The following is a 15,836-nucleotide window of genomic DNA, read 5'->3' as shown; positions in this document are numbered from 1 at the left end:
ACTCAGGACGAAGCTGATGCCGCTTCTTCCCGATGCTGTGGTTTACGACTCCGGTACACAGCGACAATGGCGTAAGTGACCGGAATTAAACAAGCCGCATATACAATCTTGAACCCGTAGTTATCGATAATCCGGGAAATCAGGCCGGTACTGACCGATGTACCAAAGAATAGAGAAATCCACACAATCGTATAAGTAATCTGGCCACAACTGGTTGACACAATGCAACGCAACCAAAGCGGGCACCTTGCTAACCGGTAGCGCAGAGAGCGGAAAATCAGATTGTTCGTCTGGTCTGCCAGTAACAAACATAACGCGTTGACCAGATATAACTTCGGCAATTTACCAAATACACTCAGGTAAGCATCAGATAAGGTAAAGATATTCAGCGTGATATAAACCAGTGCTGACGCCATCACCATGACGACAGCGGCCATGCAGGTCAGTTGTCTTGCATAGCGATATTGAAAAATCTCATTGACCGAGTCCAGGATGATAAAAGTTAAGGGGAAAATAAGGATCCCGGCAGGCTGTGCGGTGTGAAAGATATGCACCGTATCAGGGGACATCGGAATCGCCAGTAACAGAAACACCAGATAAAATGCAAACAGACCACCGATCCAGAAAAAGTCATACTCGTCTTTTTGTGAAATATACCCGGTCGACAATTCACGAATTAATGCCCTGTCTTTGCTGTCAAACATCAGCAATACGTTTTTTTTCAGTAAGTCATCTGCTGATGCATGCAGTCTGACGCCCTTATCTGACTCGTAAAGAATACTGTCAGACGTGTGTTTAACTATTTTAAGTTTCATATATATACGTCTCTTTATCGATTATCATTTCGATTTTGCCAATGACTGACGGTTGATGTGGTTCTGTTGCTGACAGATAAGACCATTCAAGTCGGGTCACCAAATCATTCCGGCTGGCAATCACCAGCCGGTGCTGATCATCTTCAACCAAATAAAGGCCATCTCCGGTATTTTCCGACGAAACGATCACCAGACAATGTCTCGGCAGAGAATCCGAAATAACGCCAAAATTCTCATCACTGCTAAACATACCAGGAACTTTACACATCCCGGCCTGCTGCTTCATACCAGCTTTCATTTCGTATACAGGAAAGACAGCAACCGGGAGTTCTTCATAGCTTCCTTCACCAGTCAGTAACCATGATTGAGAAACCTGAAGATAATCAGCAATCGCAGGAAGATGCTTTTTAGGGGACTGAATACGGCCGGTCATAATATTACTGATGTGGCCCTTCCCTAAATTCAGCTCGCGCGCCAATTGTGTCGCACTGATTCCCCGCATTCTCATGGTTTCCCTGAGCCTGTCACCGATATGCCTCATAAAGTTACCTATCTATCAATATACAACCAAAAGATATTAACTTAAATGCATTGCATTTAAAAGAGAAGGGATTAAAATGAAACACAAAGTATTATTAAATAATTATAAAGAACAACGTTATGCATGGTACAGATATCGCAAAGAATAGCTATTTACCGGTTATTTCAGCACAAATACAGTGTATTAATGAGCTGGCTTCTGATTCACGGCAGGAAAAGCTTTCCCTGCTTTCCCGCGAGAATCATTATTGTATCGCCAAGGCGGCACCGGAAATTGCAGCAAATGATGATTCAATGGTTTTATTTCAGGGGAAAGGACGGGCCTGCCACCTGTTTCTCAATGGCTATATGGCTTCATTCCTGACTACTCAGGGTTGAGTCGGTACGGATCAGGAAATAATACTTTATTCAAAAAAGTATTATTTCCCAATACCAAATAATTTACTGAAGCATCAGGCTTTTACACTCAGGCCTGACGCTAGAGCTTGTTTATCTTTCATTACCGTTCCTGCCGGAGCCTGTGGAAGATAAACACGCTCTAATGGAAAGAGAATCTTTTCAGCATATCGCGCATCATTCTGGTTTGTGAAGCCAGTTCATCCACTGCGGCCGCCGCTTCAACAGAGGCAGCAGCATTCCCCCGGGTGACTTCTTCGATTAAAGCAACCGCCTGATGCGCTTCATCCACGCCAAGCGACTGTTCCTTGCTTGCCTGAGCAATTTGAGCAATTAAATCGGCACTACTGTTCATCTGATCAAAAACAACCCCCAAAGATTCAGACGTATTTTCTGCAATCTCCGCACCAATGGATGTCTTATCTGCAGCCATTTGAATCAGCTTTGCTGTTTCCTGCGCCGCATCAGTACTTCTTGATGCCAGCAATCTCACTTCATCAGCGACCACAGCAAACCCTTTTCCCTGTTCACCAGCACGGGCAGCTTCGATGGCTGCGTTCAATGCTAACAGATTGGTTTGCTCTGCAATTTCATCAATTGTATTAATAAAATCGGTGATACTGTGCGTGGCGGTTTTAATCTCCATCATGGCGGTGACAAGAGTTCGCATCTGATCCTGACCTTTTGTGACCGAGTCTTTAGCTAACAGTGCCAGATGACTGGCCTCTTCGGCAGAACCAGCATTCACACTGGTCTGAGATGATAACTCAGCCAGCGAAGCAGACAAACGTTCAACACTTCGGCTCTGATCTTCTGCGCCTTCCGCCAGTGACTGGCTGGCCTGAGAAATCTGATGACTACCGACTGAGATTTGCTCCCCGGAATCCTGTACCTGCCGTAAAAGCGCTGTCAGGTTTGTGACCATCTCCTGCAGTGAATGCCCCAACGCATCTTTCTCTGAGACAATATCAGCCTGCTGAGACAAATCACCGGAGGCGATTTGCTGAGTAAGCTTCGCTTTTTTCTGCAGTGCAGTCACCATCACCTGAATCGACTCATAAAGGCTTCCTTTGGCTTCTTCACCTGCATTCAAAGTGACCGATAAATCTCCTGCTGAAACTTGCCTGACGATTTCTGACACCTCTTTCGGATCGCCTCCCAACTGCCGGAAGGTTATCCGGATAATTCCAAAGCCAATCAAAAGCCCCCCAACAACAGAAATCATCACGATCAGTTCAATAACACGATTTGCCATCCGGTTTTCTTTTTGGAGTTCAGGACCCAGAGTATCCTGCTCTTGCTTGACCGAAAGTTTAATATCTTCAATATGATTCGCGGCAACAGGTCCTATCCGGTCCAGTGTCTGCCTGATAATGTCATTGCGCCGGAAAACCGCATCCACAACACGATTAAATGCCTGACGGTAAACTTTTGTTTCAGACATCACTTTTTCCAGTAATGTCCGCCGCTGACCGGCCTGTAACCGATAGTCAAGATCCGCAAAACTTTTATAGAGCTCATCCAGCTCCTGATCGACCCGTTTAACGGCTTCCTTCTGATTCGTATCAAGAAATTTCAGGGCATAAAGTCTGGCCAGAAGTAAATGACGCAATCCGAGAGAAGCAATATAAGAGACCTCCACATCTCCGTCTTCTTTTGCAGTAAATAAAACCTTGCTGAGATTTTTTTCGATCTCCGGCCCCTTTACATTCATCACTTCATTGACATGATGATTTCTCAAGGCTTTCAGTTTCACAATTTCAGAAAAACCCTGATTGTATTCATCAAGCAGCTGAGAAATTTTCAGAATAGATTCTTTACGCTGAGGATTTTTCACCACTTGCTTGGCTGCCTCAATAAATTCTTGTGTTTTTTTCAGGTGTTGTGCGTAAGCAGCTTTATCTTTGAGATCCGAAGAAAGAATGTAGTCTTTCACATTCAGTCTCATGAGCAAAAGATTAGCCTGAATTCTTCCTGACAAATTCGTTGTTCTGGCTAAAGCACGATAAGTTGTAAAACCATCAGACGAATGATTCAAAGCATTGTAAGAGGCAATCCCGACAAATATCATCAAGACGGTTAGTGCTCCAAAACCAGAATAGAGCATTTTTTTAAAACCAAACATAATAAGATAACCTATAACTTCAGAATATATTATTGATAAATCACATAACTTTATATTAAGGCATTAGTGAACCGGTATATTTCCGGTCATTCATGAGACTGTGAATCCAAAGATTCATACCTGGATTTCAGGCATAATAAACAACATCACCATCAGAAAAACAGAATCATCATCAATATACCGGGAAGAGGAAATGTGGACAGACGAACAAAGTACTTCACTATGCGTCTATAAATAAAGATCCGGAAGAGAAATTCAATTTATCATTCTGTCAGGTAAGCGGAGCTCTCCGGCTCCGCATTCACTAATATACAGTAAAAGCTTTTTAATTTGCTATTTTCCCACCACAATCGGCCTTAATGGAATTTCCGCTACCGCCGCGGATCCGGCAATTTGGATTTCCTCTGGATTTTCCGCCAAGAACTTTTGTATTTTTAGCATCCTGAATATAAATACCTTCTTTGGTAGAACCAGAAATATCTACACTCTTTACAGTCGCATTACTGCTGCCACTCACGCTGAAGAACCCCCGGCCGGAATTACGTGATTTCACCTTATTCACGGTGACTTTACCGTTATTATTGGCAAATCTCAGTGTCGCATAACCGCCACCCTGCGCATTTTTATCACCGGTGACTGTTCCGATTGTCCCATTTTTACTGCGATTCACAAGTACACCACAACCTGTGGTATTGTCGGCATTGACCTTGCTGATTGAATAGCCATCGACATCCCAAAGCTCCAGTGCATGGCCACCAACATGACTGGCCTTAATCGTTCCGATTGTGACATTTTTACTGGCATATCCTTTATCAAACCTGATTCCACCTTTACTTTTAGACATGTTCTTCATTGTAAAATTAGAGATTTTCAGGTTATCACATGAACGAATAAACATGGCATAACGGGGGTTATTAGTTACGGTAAGATTTTTAATCGTTACCTTGGCCTGTTTATTACAGGAGAATAGTGGCTTTCCTGTTCCAACCCCACTGCCGTCAATCGTCCTGCCACCAAAATCATAGGTTCCTGTTCGTAGTTTGACTGTATCTGAAGGTTTCGAGGAAATAGTACTGGTATCCGCAGCTATCGTGGATATTGAAAACAGCGAACATGTCAGTACCATCGTTGTCAGTGATAACTTTAACTTTGTATTTTTCATATTATTTCCAATTTTAATTGATATTATTTAAATAATGTTATTCCTACTATTTACAAGTGTTATAAAAACACCAGAATCAAGTTAATTGATTGCTGTATACATTTCAATCATCTGATAGCATACCATTCATAAAAGTAATAAACGCTTATCAATAATGTCTTCTGTTAGAAATAGAATTAACACTTCTTATGACTGATATAATTGATTAAATAAGCAGTTAGCGGAGCGAAAATGAAAAATGGAAAGAAAGGGTTTCTGAGCATGAAAAATATACTGATATATTTATTTGGCATCGCATCTGGTTATTTTATTTCTGACATTCTTTTTCTGTTCAATTCCGATATTTCACCAACTGAATTGAGCACCAGATATACAGATAACTCTGCAATGATAAGCACCAACACGATAACGACTTCCGTTGATAGCATTCACAACAGTAACATGAACAAGACCGAAGCCGGAGAGACATGCACCGGAAACAATTGTTATCAACCAACGAGCGAACATTACAGCACCAGGCTTGCAGCGACTGATGTGGGACAGTTACTGAATCAATTAGAAAACAGTCCGGACAACGATTTTTCCTCGGATACATTTCAAACTTTATCCTTCCTGATCAAAAAAGATGACGCTCTTGCCTTGCAAGTGGAAAATGCCATCCGCAACAGTCATTCCTATGATGAGAAATGGAAACTACTGAATATTCTGGCAAATAATCATAGTCAGGAAACAATACGCTTTGCGACAGACATGCTCACCAGTCAAAACGATAGCCAGACACAAAAGCTCGGGCTTGAGCTCGTGGATATGATGGCCCTTCATCATCTGCCTGCAACACTCAGTCAGGCACTCGTAGAGGCCACTTATCATCAGTCTGACCCTGCTTTCCTTGGACAAGTCATCACACTACTGGGCCACCAGGCCGACAGCAACATACAACCTCTGGTAGAGGAAAGATTACAAGCGCTGCTGTCTGATACACACCAGCAAATAAAGGCTGCAGCGATAGATGGGCTCGCTGAGATCAGCGCACCGTATCAAATTCAGGAAACAGCCCGGAGTTATCTGACTGACGCAGACGAAATGACAAGAAATGCTGCGATTAGCTCTTTGTTTAAGCTAAGTGCTGATGAAATTGACTCAGATATAATAGCCGGACTGAATCAAATGAAAAATGACCCGACCACAACAGACAGCACACGCCGGCTGGCAGCGGCGGTACTGGAAGCGATGTAATTGCTGATTTTTATATACAGGATATCATCTGGTGATTCGGGCTTTCATTACACCCACTGCCCGGCAACCCAGCCTGAAGACCACGCCCACTGGAAGTTATACCCGCCTAACCAGCCCGTCACGTCCATGACTTCACCAATAAAGAACAATCCGGGAATGTTTTTACATGCCATCGTTTTGGATGAAAGATGATCTGTATCCACGCCCCCCAATGTGACCTCCGCAGTTCGGTAACCTTCCGTTCCATTTGGTAGCAGCTGCCAGTTTTCGAGAGCCTGAACTATGTTTGCTTTATCTCTGTCATTCAGTTGTCTCAATGTCTTATCCGGAAGCCCGCCCCGCTCAATCAGAACTTCGACTAAACGTTTAGGTAATAAACGGGCTAAAGTATTTTTCAGGCTTTGATTCGGATGCTGCTCTGACACCTCAGCAAGATAAACATCCATCTCAGTATCGGGGACCAGATTGACGCTCACGGCTTCTCCGGCATGCCAATATGATGAAACCTGAAGCACCGATGGACCGGAAACTCCACGGTGAGTAAAAAGCAGAGACTCTTTAAAAGATGTGCCGTCTGCTGTGGTTAACACCACCGGCACCGCAATACCAGATAATTCACTTAACTGCTCTTTATCAGCCTTATGCAAAGTAAATGGCACCAATCCAGCTCTCGTTGGCTGTACATCCAGACCAAATTGTTCGGCAATTTTATAGCCAAACGGTGTCGCACCTAATTTAGGCATAGAAAGCCCACCCGTTGCGACCACCAATGATTCACATGAAACATCTTTTTGATTGATTTGTAAGGAGAAATTGCTCTTATTTTGTTCAATTTTCTCAATGTCAGCCTGATAAAGAAATGAAATTGAAGGGCTCTCGCACTCTTTCAGTAACATGTGCACAATATCTTTTGCTGAATCCAGACAAAACAGTTGCCCGTGATCCCGCTCTTCAAACGGAATACCATACTCACTGACTAACGAGATAAAATCCCAGTTGGTATACTGAGATAATGCAGATTTCACAAAATGCGGATTACGACACAGGTAATGACTGGCTGAAACATCGTAATTGGTGAAGTTGCAACGACCGCCGCCTGAAATCAGTATTTTTCTGCCCGGTTTTTTGCCGTGATCAACCACTAATACCTTTCTGCCACGCTTCCCGGCCTGCGCTGCACACATCAACCCCGCAGCACCAGCACCAATGATAACGACATCATATATCTCATTCATCCACACATTACCTGTAGCCTAACCTGTAATAAAAAAGGATGCGCTTAAAGCACATCCTTCAGTCAGAGAAATTCTATTTTAACGACAAACAGATTGAACCACAAACAAAGCATACAACAGATAAGTTCATCTTAATGCGGAACAAGTTAAAGCATGAAAGCAGCCAACATATCCACACCAAATAGTGCGAAGCAAAGAATAAACAGCTGTCTGACCCGGTCACACTTGCCTGTGAACACCTCATCGTGATGATGAAGATATTCTTTACCCTTCAGGTAAGAATAGAGACGAACCTGTTTATTCATATTGCCATGGGTTGTAAAAAAACCCGGACCATCGACTTGTTGATACAACAAAGGATGCGCTTCACGCATGATATAGATTAAAGAACGAAGCGCTGTAAAACACCTGGCAACATTAAATATTGTTACCACAGTTAATCCCATGAGAATGGTATCTCCACTGATCATCTTTTCCTCCCTACATCTTCAGGATACCGGCGAAAAAGACAATCAGTTTTCAATGTTATGCCGAAGCGCTTTTAAACTGTTGCCTCAGTATCCATGATAGAAGACGAACCTTTAGTTACCAATTCAGCTAAATCTTTATCGATGAAGAACAACCCTTTACCATCTTCACCAATCAGCTCTAACTTATCTAAGATCCCTTTAAATAACTTTTCTTCTTCGTGTTGCTCAGCAACGTACCACTGAAGAAAGTTAAAGGTTGAGTAATCCTGAGACGTGAAAGCCACGTGTGCCAACTGGTTAATTTTTTGTGTGATCATCTGCTCATGTTTATATGTTTCACGAAAGACTTCACCTAAGCTTTCAAAATCGTGTCTGGGCGCAGCAATTGACCCTAGAACAGGCAAAGCCCCGGTCTCACTTACATAAGTAAATAATCGCTGCATATGCCCCATTTCCTCATCTGCATGTTGCCGCAGAAATGAAGCTGCCCCTTCAAAGCCTTTATCTTCACACCAAGCACTCATCTGTAAGTATAGATTGGATGAAAAAAATTCGAGGTTAATTTGGTCATTTAATTGCTTTACCATTCCATCTGATAACATAAATTACTCTCCTGAACTATTCTTCGAATGAACTGAACTATTGTCTGTTCAATACCTTACCATCTCTCAACAAAGAAGTGGATATGAGATCACTTCGACACATTTTTTTAACAGTGAATGCTACAGTGAATTCAACCGATAAACACGGAGACAGCACCATGACCTATAAACATATTCTGGTAACTGTTGATCTATCAGAAGAAAGTCGTATTTTGATCGACAAAGCCTCCGCTCTTGCCAAAGCATTAAATACCAAACTCTCCTTTATCCACATTGACGTCAACTATGCCGAGTTATATACCGGATTAATTGATGTAAACCTGAATGAAACACGGCATTTCTCAATGGAGAATTCCCGGAAACACCTTCAGGAATTATCAGAGTATGCCGACTATCCAGTATCTCATACACTTGTTGGCAGTGGTGATTTGGGCCACGAAATCTGTGAAACAATCAACGAGTTTGAAATTGACCTTGTTGTCTGCGGTCATCATCAGGATTTCTGGAGCAAATTACTTTCTTCAACCAAGATGCTGATTAATTGTTCGCCAGTTGACATGCTGGTTATTCCACTCAAAGACTGACGACAGCAAAGTTCTTGGTTAAACTGATAAACCACTTTTTATGATGTTGAAGTTAATATTATGGTTTATCTCTCAGCGATTACGATTCTCTGGGCATTTTCTTTCAGCCTGATTGGTGTATATCTTGCCGGTCAGGTTGATTCGTGGTTTTCGGTCCTGATACGTGTTGCTCTGGCATGTATCGTCTTTCTTCCGTTTTTAAAATTTAAGCGTATACCGGCATCGTTAATCATTAAGTTGATGATGACAGGCGGAGTACAGCTTGGTCTGATGTACTGTTTCTACTACAAGTCCTTTTTATTACTTTCCGTTCCCGAAGTGTTGCTGTTTACCGTTTTCACACCAATTTATGTAACACTGATTTATGACTTACTCAAAGGTCGTTTTTCTCCCTGGTATCTTGTCACTGCGGCAATCGCCGTCATCGGTGCCGTTGTGATCAAACGAACCGGAGTCAATGAACATTTCGTACTTGGATTCTTTGTGGTTCAGGGAGCCAACCTCTGCTTTGCTGTCGGACAAGTCGCTTACAAACGTCTGATGGAAAACTATCAGACAGACCTCCCACAACACACGATCTTTGGTTATTTCTATATCGGCGCACTGATTGTTGCCTCGGTTGCCTTTCTGCTCTTTGGCAATATGGATAAATTACCGGCCACATATACACAGTGGGGTATATTGGTTTATCTGGGATTGATCGCTTCCGGGCTGGGATATTTCGTCTGGAATAAGGGAGCATGCATGGTCAATGCCGGCGCATTGGCAATTATGAACAATGCATTAGTCCCGGCAGGATTGATCGTCAATATCTTCATTTGGAACAGAGATGCAGATCTCTTCAGTCTGGTCTCTGGCGGAGCAATTATCATGTTCTCATTGTGGATTAATGAGACTTGGGTGAAGAAAAAAAGGCTGCAGTCGTTAAAAAAATAACCGAAAAACGATACCGTTTTGGCATCTCAATACAGGGAAGTTAATGACTTCCCTGTTAGTGAAACCGATTTATATGTGAGTACTCACTACAAAGCTGGCTTTTGATTTCAAAACCCTTCATCGCAGCATCTACTTTCCGGGCACGCTTTAATAATTTCTTCTGCTTCTTCTCGATTTTTTTGAGCTTTTTTACCGCTTTCTTGTAACGTTTCTGAGCTTTTTTAATTTTTTTGATCGCAGATGCTTTCATTGGTTTGAATTGAGAAACAGAAACATCCGGCTTTTGCTTGCCAGCATCTTTACTAACAGTTCCGGCAGGTAAAGCTGCAGGTTTGCACAGCTTAGACTGATGATTTGCAGAACGTGCACAGCTTGTACAGAAGAACTTTGGCTCTTTTACATACTGATAAACCATTTCAGGAGAGAGCCGGATATCACGGCGATTCAGCTTACAGAGTCTTTGCGTCATTTTGTAAACTCTAATAATAATAATTCTTATTTTTGATTATATACAAAAATCATCGCCCTGCCAGATACACGTCCGGCTTATTTTACCGCCATATCATCAGATTGTTATTCGTGTTCCGCACTCATTGCAGCATTAACATAGACATCAAAGCGATTCTTTTTGGTTTCAATCGTCATTGTCGGCTTCTGGTTATCCAGCCATGGCGCATAATCTGGTCTTTTAACAACAACACGCTTTTTCGCAAGCATCAGAGCGGGCTCCAGTAATGCGTCGGCATCTTGATCGCCGCCAACCAGGCTCTGGAAGACACGCATCTCTTTTTTTACCAGCGCGCTTTTCTTTTTTTGAGGAGGATGTGGATACATAGGATCAAGATAAACAACATCCGGACGTGGGATATTCCCGTCAGCATAGTGATCATATAAAGCGGTATGGCTGGAACAATGAATCAAAGACATACGTTCATTCACCCATGCCTGAATTTCTTCATCACTACCGGCCCTACGCAAGCCATCTTCAAGTAAAGCAGCCACAACAGGGTGCCGCTCGATCATCTGAACCCTGCAGCCAAGTGAAGCAAGCACGAATGCATCCCGCCCTAACCCAGCTGTTGCGTCTAAAACCACAGGGACAGCCCCTTTATTCAGGCCAACAGCTTTTGCTATCGCCTGTCCTTTACCACCACCAAATTTCCTCCGGTGACCCACAGCCCCACCGACAAAATCAACATAAACCGGCCCAAGTTTTGGTTCATCCAGTTTCCTTAATTCCAGCCGTTCAGCGGTTAAGACCAGGGCAAACAGGCTTTGTTCTGCAAAAGTAAGATGCCAGCGTTTTGCAATTTCAATTAATTCAGGTTGTCTGTCATCAATTTCACTGATCAGCTGTAATTGCAAAATAAAGTGACTCCAGCGTTAAACATGGTTATGAATAAGCAAAAATTATCTTCAGTTGAATGTATGTGCTTATTTTTCTCATCAGCAATGATAGAATGTCACTCCGATAACAAAGCTAAAATAGCCTGAAAAGAGAATAATTATGCATCCTACTGCGGCAAAAATGGACGATTTAGATCGCGCCATACTTAAGATTTTAATGGATGATGCCCGCACCCCTTATGCTGAAATGGCAAAGCAGTTCAACGTAAGTCCGGCCACAATTCATGTTCGGATCGAAAAAATGAAATCCGCTGATATCATTCAAAAAACAGAGGTCGTCGTCAATACGAAAAAACTTGGTTATGACGTTTGCTGTTTTATTGGTATCAATCTGAATGCAGCAAAAGATTATCATTCTGCACTGGAAAAGCTCGATGCGCTGGATGAAGTGGTCGAAGCCTACTACACCACAGGTGCATACAATATTTTTGCAAAGCTCATGTGCCATTCTATTGAAGAATTACAACATGTTTTAATTGATAAACTACAATCGATTGAGGAAGTTCAATCAACCGAAACTTTAATTTCGTTGCAAAATCCAATACATAGAAACGTGATACCGTAGGCATTTAGTTTATATACAGATAAACAAATATCAGGCCTATCCTGATAATATATAAATTATTTATTATTCAGATAATTTAATAATTCTTCAGCAGATATTCCCTGTGCCGCTAAATCTTTTGCCATTGATTCAACTTGTTCACTCTTCCGGGATTCAATAACCTGTTCAAATTGATAGACTAAATCCCGAAGGACGTGAACAGGGACTTGCTTTGCCGCACTTTTAATGCGCTCACTACTTTGATTACCCAATTCATTGAGTAATTTTCCAAACATAATTTTCTCTGGTGATTCATCGAGTTGTTCCAGAACGCGGGCCATCTCATAAGTTGTCATTGACATGTGTATGATTTCCAAAAATAAACGACAATAATTTTATTTATCTAAGTGCATGATCAGGGCGACCAATATACACAGAAATAAACAGTACGCAAATAGTCTGAAATGACTATTTTACTAATTATCAGATATATATACCCAAACGACCCCAAGATGCATATTCATGCGAGAGTTGATTGGGTATATATGTAATGCACAATCCACACAATAATATTGTGACCGCTAATAAATTGCAGGTTGTGTTCAAAAAGCGTAGCTTATTCTACTATTCCGTCATCATCTGCAATATTTAAGGATAGCAACAGATGCAAGAACAAATATCAGCTCGTATTTTAAATTTAAGACATTGGCTGAAAGAAAACCAACTCGATGCCTTAATTATCCCCCATGAAAACGAATATTTGGGTGAATATCTTCCCGCGCATGATGAACGTTTACAATGGGCTACCGGATTTACCGGTTCAGCAGGTGTCGCCATCATTACCCAGACGAATGCATCCATTTTTGTCGATGGACGCTACACGGTTCAGGTCACGAAACAAGTTCCCGATACCCTGTTTGAATACCACCACCTGACAGAGGAACCCTATCTGGACTGGATTAAAGAAAATGTACCAGCGTCTGGAAATGTGGCATACGACCCCAAACTTCATAGCGCGGCATGGCTGAGCCACGCTAACTTTAACTATAGCGTTTATTTTCAGTTCTGTGCGCTTGAAAATAACCCAATTGATCAACTCTGGCATGATCGGCCACAACCCGAGTATTCACCTTTATGGCTTATGCCAGCCGAAACAACTGGCATTGATAGCCTGAGTAAGAGACAACAAATTTCAGGCGACTTTGCCGCGTCAGGTATCGATTCGGCCATTCTCACCTCTCCGGAGTCTATCTGCTGGCTGTTAAACATCAGAGGTTCTGACATTTCCCGTTTGCCGGTTGTTCTTTGCTACGCGATTTTACATGCAGATGCGAGCATTGATTTATTTATTCATCAGCAGCAAGTCATTGATGGTTTTGCTGAACATGTGGGTGACGGTGTCCGGCTACACTCACCAGACTCGCTGCTCGATGGATTAAATCAGTTAAAGGGTAAACAGGTTTTACTCGATAATAATAACAGTAATGCATGGTTTGAGATAACACTCAACGAATTAGGTGTTCATCTGATACAAAAACCCGATCCTTGTCTGTTAACGAAGGCCATGAAAAATCAGAGTGAGATTAATGGCATGCAGGCTTGTCATATCAGAGATGGTATTGCAATGGCAAAGTTTCTCTCATGGCTTGATAGTGAAGTGAATGCTGGTCATTTGCATGATGAAGCAACTTTATCCGATACATTGCAAGACTTCCGCTTTGAAGATCCCACGTTGATTGATTTAAGTTTCGATACAATCTCGGCAGCCGGAAGTAACGCCGCAATGTGCCACTATAATCATAATAATCAACCCGCACCTGGTCAGCTATCTGCTGATTCTCTTTATCTGGTAGATTCCGGCGGTCAATATACTGATGGAACCACCGATATCACCCGCACTGTGGCTATTGGTCAGGTGACCCCATTCATGAAACAACAATTCACACTTGTACTAAAAGGCCATATTGCTTTAGCTTCAGCACGTTTTCCTGATGGAACAACCGGTCACCAACTCGATGCACTGGCCAGACAATATTTATGGCAGTACGGGTTTGATTTTGACCATGGAACCGGACATGGCGTGGGTCATTGCCTGAATGTACATGAAGGCCCACAGCGAATCAGTAAAGCAGTCAATCATACCGCGCTTCAGCCTGGGATGGTTATTTCTAATGAGCCTGGATATTATCGTGAGGGTCATTTCGGTATCCGGATTGAAAATCTTGAACGCGTTGTCAGGGTACATACCGATGGCGATCAAGATATGTTTGGGTTTGAGCCACTAACACGGTGTCCAATCGATCTCCGTGTGATTGATCAACAGCTACTGACTGATGCAGAAATCACCTGGCTCAACCAATATCATCAGAAAGTCTGGGATGATATTTCTCCGCTGGTTGATGGTGAAGTCTTTACCTGGCTTGAAAAAGCAACCCAACCGATCGGGAGAGATTCATAATTCACGGCTTGGGCCATTGAATTTATGCATTTCACTGCATTTAATAAATTTGATCACATAATGCATAAAGATAGCGTATAAAAATAGAGCGTAAATCGCTCTATTTTATCTGTCTGATTTTTGGCAAATGATGATTATCAAAAGAAACCAATACTTCCCTCTTCTGTATTTCTCAACACAACATTTCTCAACTCAAACTGTTTCACGTGAAACATGTTCGGAATACACTTCGTGCCAATCATGCCAAACTGTTTCTAATCCACGACGCTTCATTGCCTCAGCAACTTCATACACAGAGCGGTTATCACCTACACTAAACTGTTCTAACTCTCTATTATGGTCAGCATATCCGCCTGGCTGAGTACTTGAATTGGCAGACACCGCTGTAATACCGAGTGGAACAACATTATCTCTGAATGATGCAGATTCTCTCGTCGACAGTGATAAATCAACTTCTGGCTTAAACAGTCTGAATGCACATATGGTTTGAACTAATTGTTTATCTGACATGATCGATTTTGGCTGAATTCCTCCGGCACAAGGGCGCAGTCTTGGAAAAGAAACGGAGTAACGTGATTGCCAATATTTCTTTTCAAGATAATCAAGATGTGCTGCGACATAAAAAATATCTGTTCGCCAATCATCAAGCCCAATCAATGCCCCCAAGCCAATTTTATCAACCCCTGCTTTGCCTAATCGGTCAGGAGTTAACAGCCGGTACTCAAAATCTGTTTTATTACCACGTAAATGATGAATACCATAAGTCGATGGATTATAAGTTTCCTGATACACCATCACTGCATCTAAACCTGCTTTTTTCAGCGATTGATAAGATGCGGTTTCTAAGGGTTGAACTTCCATGCTCAAATAGCTGAAGTGTTTCTTGATTTGTGGCAATACTTGCAGGAAATAATCCATTCCCACTTTATTTGTATGTTCACCCGTTACCAGTAGTACATGATCAAATCCCATCTGCTTAATCGCGACAATTTCCCGATCAATATCATCCGGCGATAATGTTTTACGTTTGATATGATTCGACATAGAAAAACCACAATAAGTGCAGTCATTCGAACACAGGTTTGATAAATAAAGCGGAATATAAAAACTAACCGTGTTACCGAATCTCTGCCGGGTGAGTTTTCTCGACTGCTGTGCCATGACTTCAAGATAAGGTTCCGCAGCCGGGGAAATCAGAGCCTTAAAATCCTCAAGAGTTTTTCGCGATGATTGAAGTGCTTTCTGTACATCACGCTCTGTTTTTCCATGAACTGAAAGCCTGATATCATCCCAGTTCAACTGATTAAAAATATCCATAAATGACAT

The 15,836-nt window shown here is 42.2% G+C and carries 17 protein-coding genes; 6 read left to right on the top strand and 11 right to left on the bottom strand.

Going from position 1 to position 15,836, the window contains the following annotated elements:
- Nucleotides 1-2: 2 nt before the first annotated feature.
- Entirely contained in the window at nucleotides 3-815 is an 813-nt protein-coding gene (locus tag OCV29_RS00360) for a VUT family protein (RefSeq protein ID WP_073604446.1), read from the bottom strand.
- A complete protein-coding gene (locus OCV29_RS00355) occupies nucleotides 805-1,356 on the bottom strand; it encodes a helix-turn-helix domain-containing protein (protein WP_084193370.1) in 552 nt (183 codons plus the stop codon). Before OCV29_RS00355 ends, OCV29_RS00360 begins: the two co-directional genes overlap by 11 nt.
- A 119-nt stretch (nucleotides 1,357-1,475) precedes the next feature.
- Here OCV29_RS00355 and OCV29_RS00350 point away from each other — a divergent pair, with 119 nt between their 5' ends.
- Nucleotides 1,476-1,733 carry a hypothetical protein gene (locus OCV29_RS00350; protein ID WP_073604444.1) on the top strand — a complete coding sequence of 86 codons (258 nt, stop codon included), beginning with the start codon at nucleotides 1,476-1,478 and terminating at the stop codon, nucleotides 1,731-1,733.
- A gap of 160 nt (nucleotides 1,734-1,893) precedes the next feature.
- Here OCV29_RS00350 and OCV29_RS00345 read toward each other — a convergent pair whose 3' ends face one another.
- A complete protein-coding gene (locus OCV29_RS00345) occupies nucleotides 1,894-3,876 on the bottom strand; it encodes a HAMP domain-containing methyl-accepting chemotaxis protein (protein WP_073604443.1) in 1,983 nt (660 codons plus the stop codon).
- Nucleotides 3,877-4,201: 325 nt separating this feature from the next.
- The gene (locus tag OCV29_RS00340; protein WP_073604442.1) at nucleotides 4,202-5,038 is read right to left on the bottom strand and encodes a right-handed parallel beta-helix repeat-containing protein; all 837 of its coding nucleotides are present in this window, start codon (nucleotides 5,036-5,038) and stop codon (nucleotides 4,202-4,204) included.
- A 441-nt stretch (nucleotides 5,039-5,479) separates the two neighbouring features.
- Between OCV29_RS00340 and OCV29_RS00335 the strand changes: the two genes are divergently transcribed.
- Complete coding sequence (locus tag OCV29_RS00335) at nucleotides 5,480-6,274, top strand: HEAT repeat domain-containing protein (RefSeq protein WP_175561555.1); 795 nt, start codon at nucleotides 5,480-5,482, stop codon at nucleotides 6,272-6,274.
- A gap of 47 nt (nucleotides 6,275-6,321) precedes the next feature.
- Here the strand turns inward: OCV29_RS00335 and OCV29_RS00330 are convergent, their stop codons facing one another.
- From OCV29_RS00330 to ftnA, 3 genes are all read right to left on the bottom strand, one after another.
- Complete coding sequence (locus OCV29_RS00330) at nucleotides 6,322-7,509, bottom strand: BaiN/RdsA family NAD(P)/FAD-dependent oxidoreductase (protein ID WP_073604440.1); 1,188 nt, start codon at nucleotides 7,507-7,509, stop codon at nucleotides 6,322-6,324.
- Between the two features lie 146 nt (nucleotides 7,510-7,655).
- A complete protein-coding gene (gene uspB, locus OCV29_RS00325) occupies nucleotides 7,656-7,979 on the bottom strand; it encodes a universal stress protein UspB (RefSeq protein WP_073604439.1) in 324 nt (107 codons plus the stop codon).
- Nucleotides 7,980-8,050: 71 nt separating this feature from the next.
- Complete coding sequence (gene ftnA / locus OCV29_RS00320) at nucleotides 8,051-8,581, bottom strand: non-heme ferritin (protein ID WP_073604438.1); 531 nt, start codon at nucleotides 8,579-8,581, stop codon at nucleotides 8,051-8,053.
- A 158-nt stretch (nucleotides 8,582-8,739) separates the two neighbouring features.
- On the opposite strand from ftnA, the gene OCV29_RS00315 reads away from it, so the two are divergent.
- A complete protein-coding gene (locus OCV29_RS00315; protein ID WP_073604437.1) occupies nucleotides 8,740-9,165 on the top strand; it encodes a universal stress protein in 426 nt (141 codons plus the stop codon).
- A 60-nt stretch (nucleotides 9,166-9,225) separates the two neighbouring features.
- A complete protein-coding gene (locus tag OCV29_RS00310; RefSeq protein ID WP_073604436.1) occupies nucleotides 9,226-10,101 on the top strand; it encodes a carboxylate/amino acid/amine transporter in 876 nt (291 codons plus the stop codon).
- 55 nt (nucleotides 10,102-10,156) lie between these two features.
- Here OCV29_RS00310 and OCV29_RS00305 read toward each other — a convergent pair whose 3' ends face one another.
- Both OCV29_RS00305 and OCV29_RS00300 read right to left on the bottom strand, forming a co-directional pair.
- Nucleotides 10,157-10,516 carry a hypothetical protein gene (locus OCV29_RS00305; RefSeq protein WP_139281613.1) on the bottom strand — a complete coding sequence of 120 codons (360 nt, stop codon included), beginning with the start codon at nucleotides 10,514-10,516 and terminating at the stop codon, nucleotides 10,157-10,159.
- Between the two features lie 158 nt (nucleotides 10,517-10,674).
- A complete protein-coding gene (locus OCV29_RS00300; RefSeq protein ID WP_073604434.1) occupies nucleotides 10,675-11,466 on the bottom strand; it encodes a class I SAM-dependent methyltransferase in 792 nt (263 codons plus the stop codon).
- 142 nt (nucleotides 11,467-11,608) lie between these two features.
- On the opposite strand from OCV29_RS00300, the gene asnC reads away from it, so the two are divergent.
- A complete protein-coding gene (gene asnC / locus OCV29_RS00295) occupies nucleotides 11,609-12,073 on the top strand; it encodes a transcriptional regulator AsnC (protein ID WP_073604433.1) in 465 nt (154 codons plus the stop codon).
- 56 nt (nucleotides 12,074-12,129) lie between these two features.
- Here asnC and tsrA read toward each other — a convergent pair whose 3' ends face one another.
- Nucleotides 12,130-12,414: an H-NS-like global regulator TsrA gene (tsrA, locus tag OCV29_RS00290; RefSeq protein WP_073604432.1), complete on the bottom strand. Its 285-nt coding sequence runs from the start codon at nucleotides 12,412-12,414 to the stop codon at nucleotides 12,130-12,132.
- 302 nt (nucleotides 12,415-12,716) lie between these two features.
- On the opposite strand from tsrA, the gene OCV29_RS00285 reads away from it, so the two are divergent.
- The gene (locus tag OCV29_RS00285) at nucleotides 12,717-14,510 is read left to right on the top strand and encodes an aminopeptidase P family protein (RefSeq protein WP_073604431.1); all 1,794 of its coding nucleotides are present in this window, start codon (nucleotides 12,717-12,719) and stop codon (nucleotides 14,508-14,510) included.
- A gap of 192 nt (nucleotides 14,511-14,702) precedes the next feature.
- On the opposite strand, the gene thiH is transcribed toward OCV29_RS00285, so the two are convergent.
- Nucleotides 14,703-15,836, bottom strand: coding sequence for a 2-iminoacetate synthase ThiH (gene thiH / locus OCV29_RS00280; protein ID WP_073604457.1), 1,134 nt, complete (start codon nucleotides 15,834-15,836; stop codon nucleotides 14,703-14,705).

This window comes from Vibrio aerogenes, assembly GCF_024346755.1.
GTDB classification, from domain to species: domain Bacteria; phylum Pseudomonadota; class Gammaproteobacteria; order Enterobacterales; family Vibrionaceae; genus Vibrio; species Vibrio aerogenes.
Note: the sequence above shows the minus strand (reverse complement) of the source record. Positions and strands in the feature narration are given on the sequence as shown.

Bases quoted from the DNA above. Each gene is read 5' to 3' on its own strand.
- OCV29_RS00360 (WP_073604446.1), bottom strand. From the start codon at position 815: ATGAAACTTAAAATAGTTAAACACACGTCTGACAGTATTCTTTACGAG.
- OCV29_RS00355 (WP_084193370.1), bottom strand. From the start codon at position 1,356: ATGAGGCATATCGGTGACAGGCTCAGGGAAACCATGAGAATGCGGGGA.
- OCV29_RS00350 (WP_073604444.1), top strand. From the start codon at position 1,476: ATGCATGGTACAGATATCGCAAAGAATAGCTATTTACCGGTTATTTCA.
- OCV29_RS00345 (WP_073604443.1), bottom strand. From the start codon at position 3,876: ATGTTTGGTTTTAAAAAAATGCTCTATTCTGGTTTTGGAGCACTAACC.
- OCV29_RS00340 (WP_073604442.1), bottom strand. From the start codon at position 5,038: ATGAAAAATACAAAGTTAAAGTTATCACTGACAACGATGGTACTGACA.
- OCV29_RS00335 (WP_175561555.1), top strand. From the start codon at position 5,480: ATGAACAAGACCGAAGCCGGAGAGACATGCACCGGAAACAATTGTTAT.
- OCV29_RS00330 (WP_073604440.1), bottom strand. From the start codon at position 7,509: ATGAATGAGATATATGATGTCGTTATCATTGGTGCTGGTGCTGCGGGG.
- uspB (WP_073604439.1), bottom strand. From the start codon at position 7,979: ATGATCAGTGGAGATACCATTCTCATGGGATTAACTGTGGTAACAATA.
- ftnA (WP_073604438.1), bottom strand. From the start codon at position 8,581: ATGTTATCAGATGGAATGGTAAAGCAATTAAATGACCAAATTAACCTC.
- OCV29_RS00315 (WP_073604437.1), top strand. From the start codon at position 8,740: ATGACCTATAAACATATTCTGGTAACTGTTGATCTATCAGAAGAAAGT.
- OCV29_RS00310 (WP_073604436.1), top strand. From the start codon at position 9,226: ATGGTTTATCTCTCAGCGATTACGATTCTCTGGGCATTTTCTTTCAGC.
- OCV29_RS00305 (WP_139281613.1), bottom strand. From the start codon at position 10,516: ATGGTTTATCAGTATGTAAAAGAGCCAAAGTTCTTCTGTACAAGCTGT.
- asnC (WP_073604433.1), top strand. From the start codon at position 11,609: ATGCATCCTACTGCGGCAAAAATGGACGATTTAGATCGCGCCATACTT.
- tsrA (WP_073604432.1), bottom strand. From the start codon at position 12,414: ATGTCAATGACAACTTATGAGATGGCCCGCGTTCTGGAACAACTCGAT.
- OCV29_RS00285 (WP_073604431.1), top strand. From the start codon at position 12,717: ATGCAAGAACAAATATCAGCTCGTATTTTAAATTTAAGACATTGGCTG.
- thiH (WP_073604457.1), bottom strand. From the start codon at position 15,836: ATGTCATTTATGGATATTTTTAATCAGTTGAACTGGGATGATATCAGG.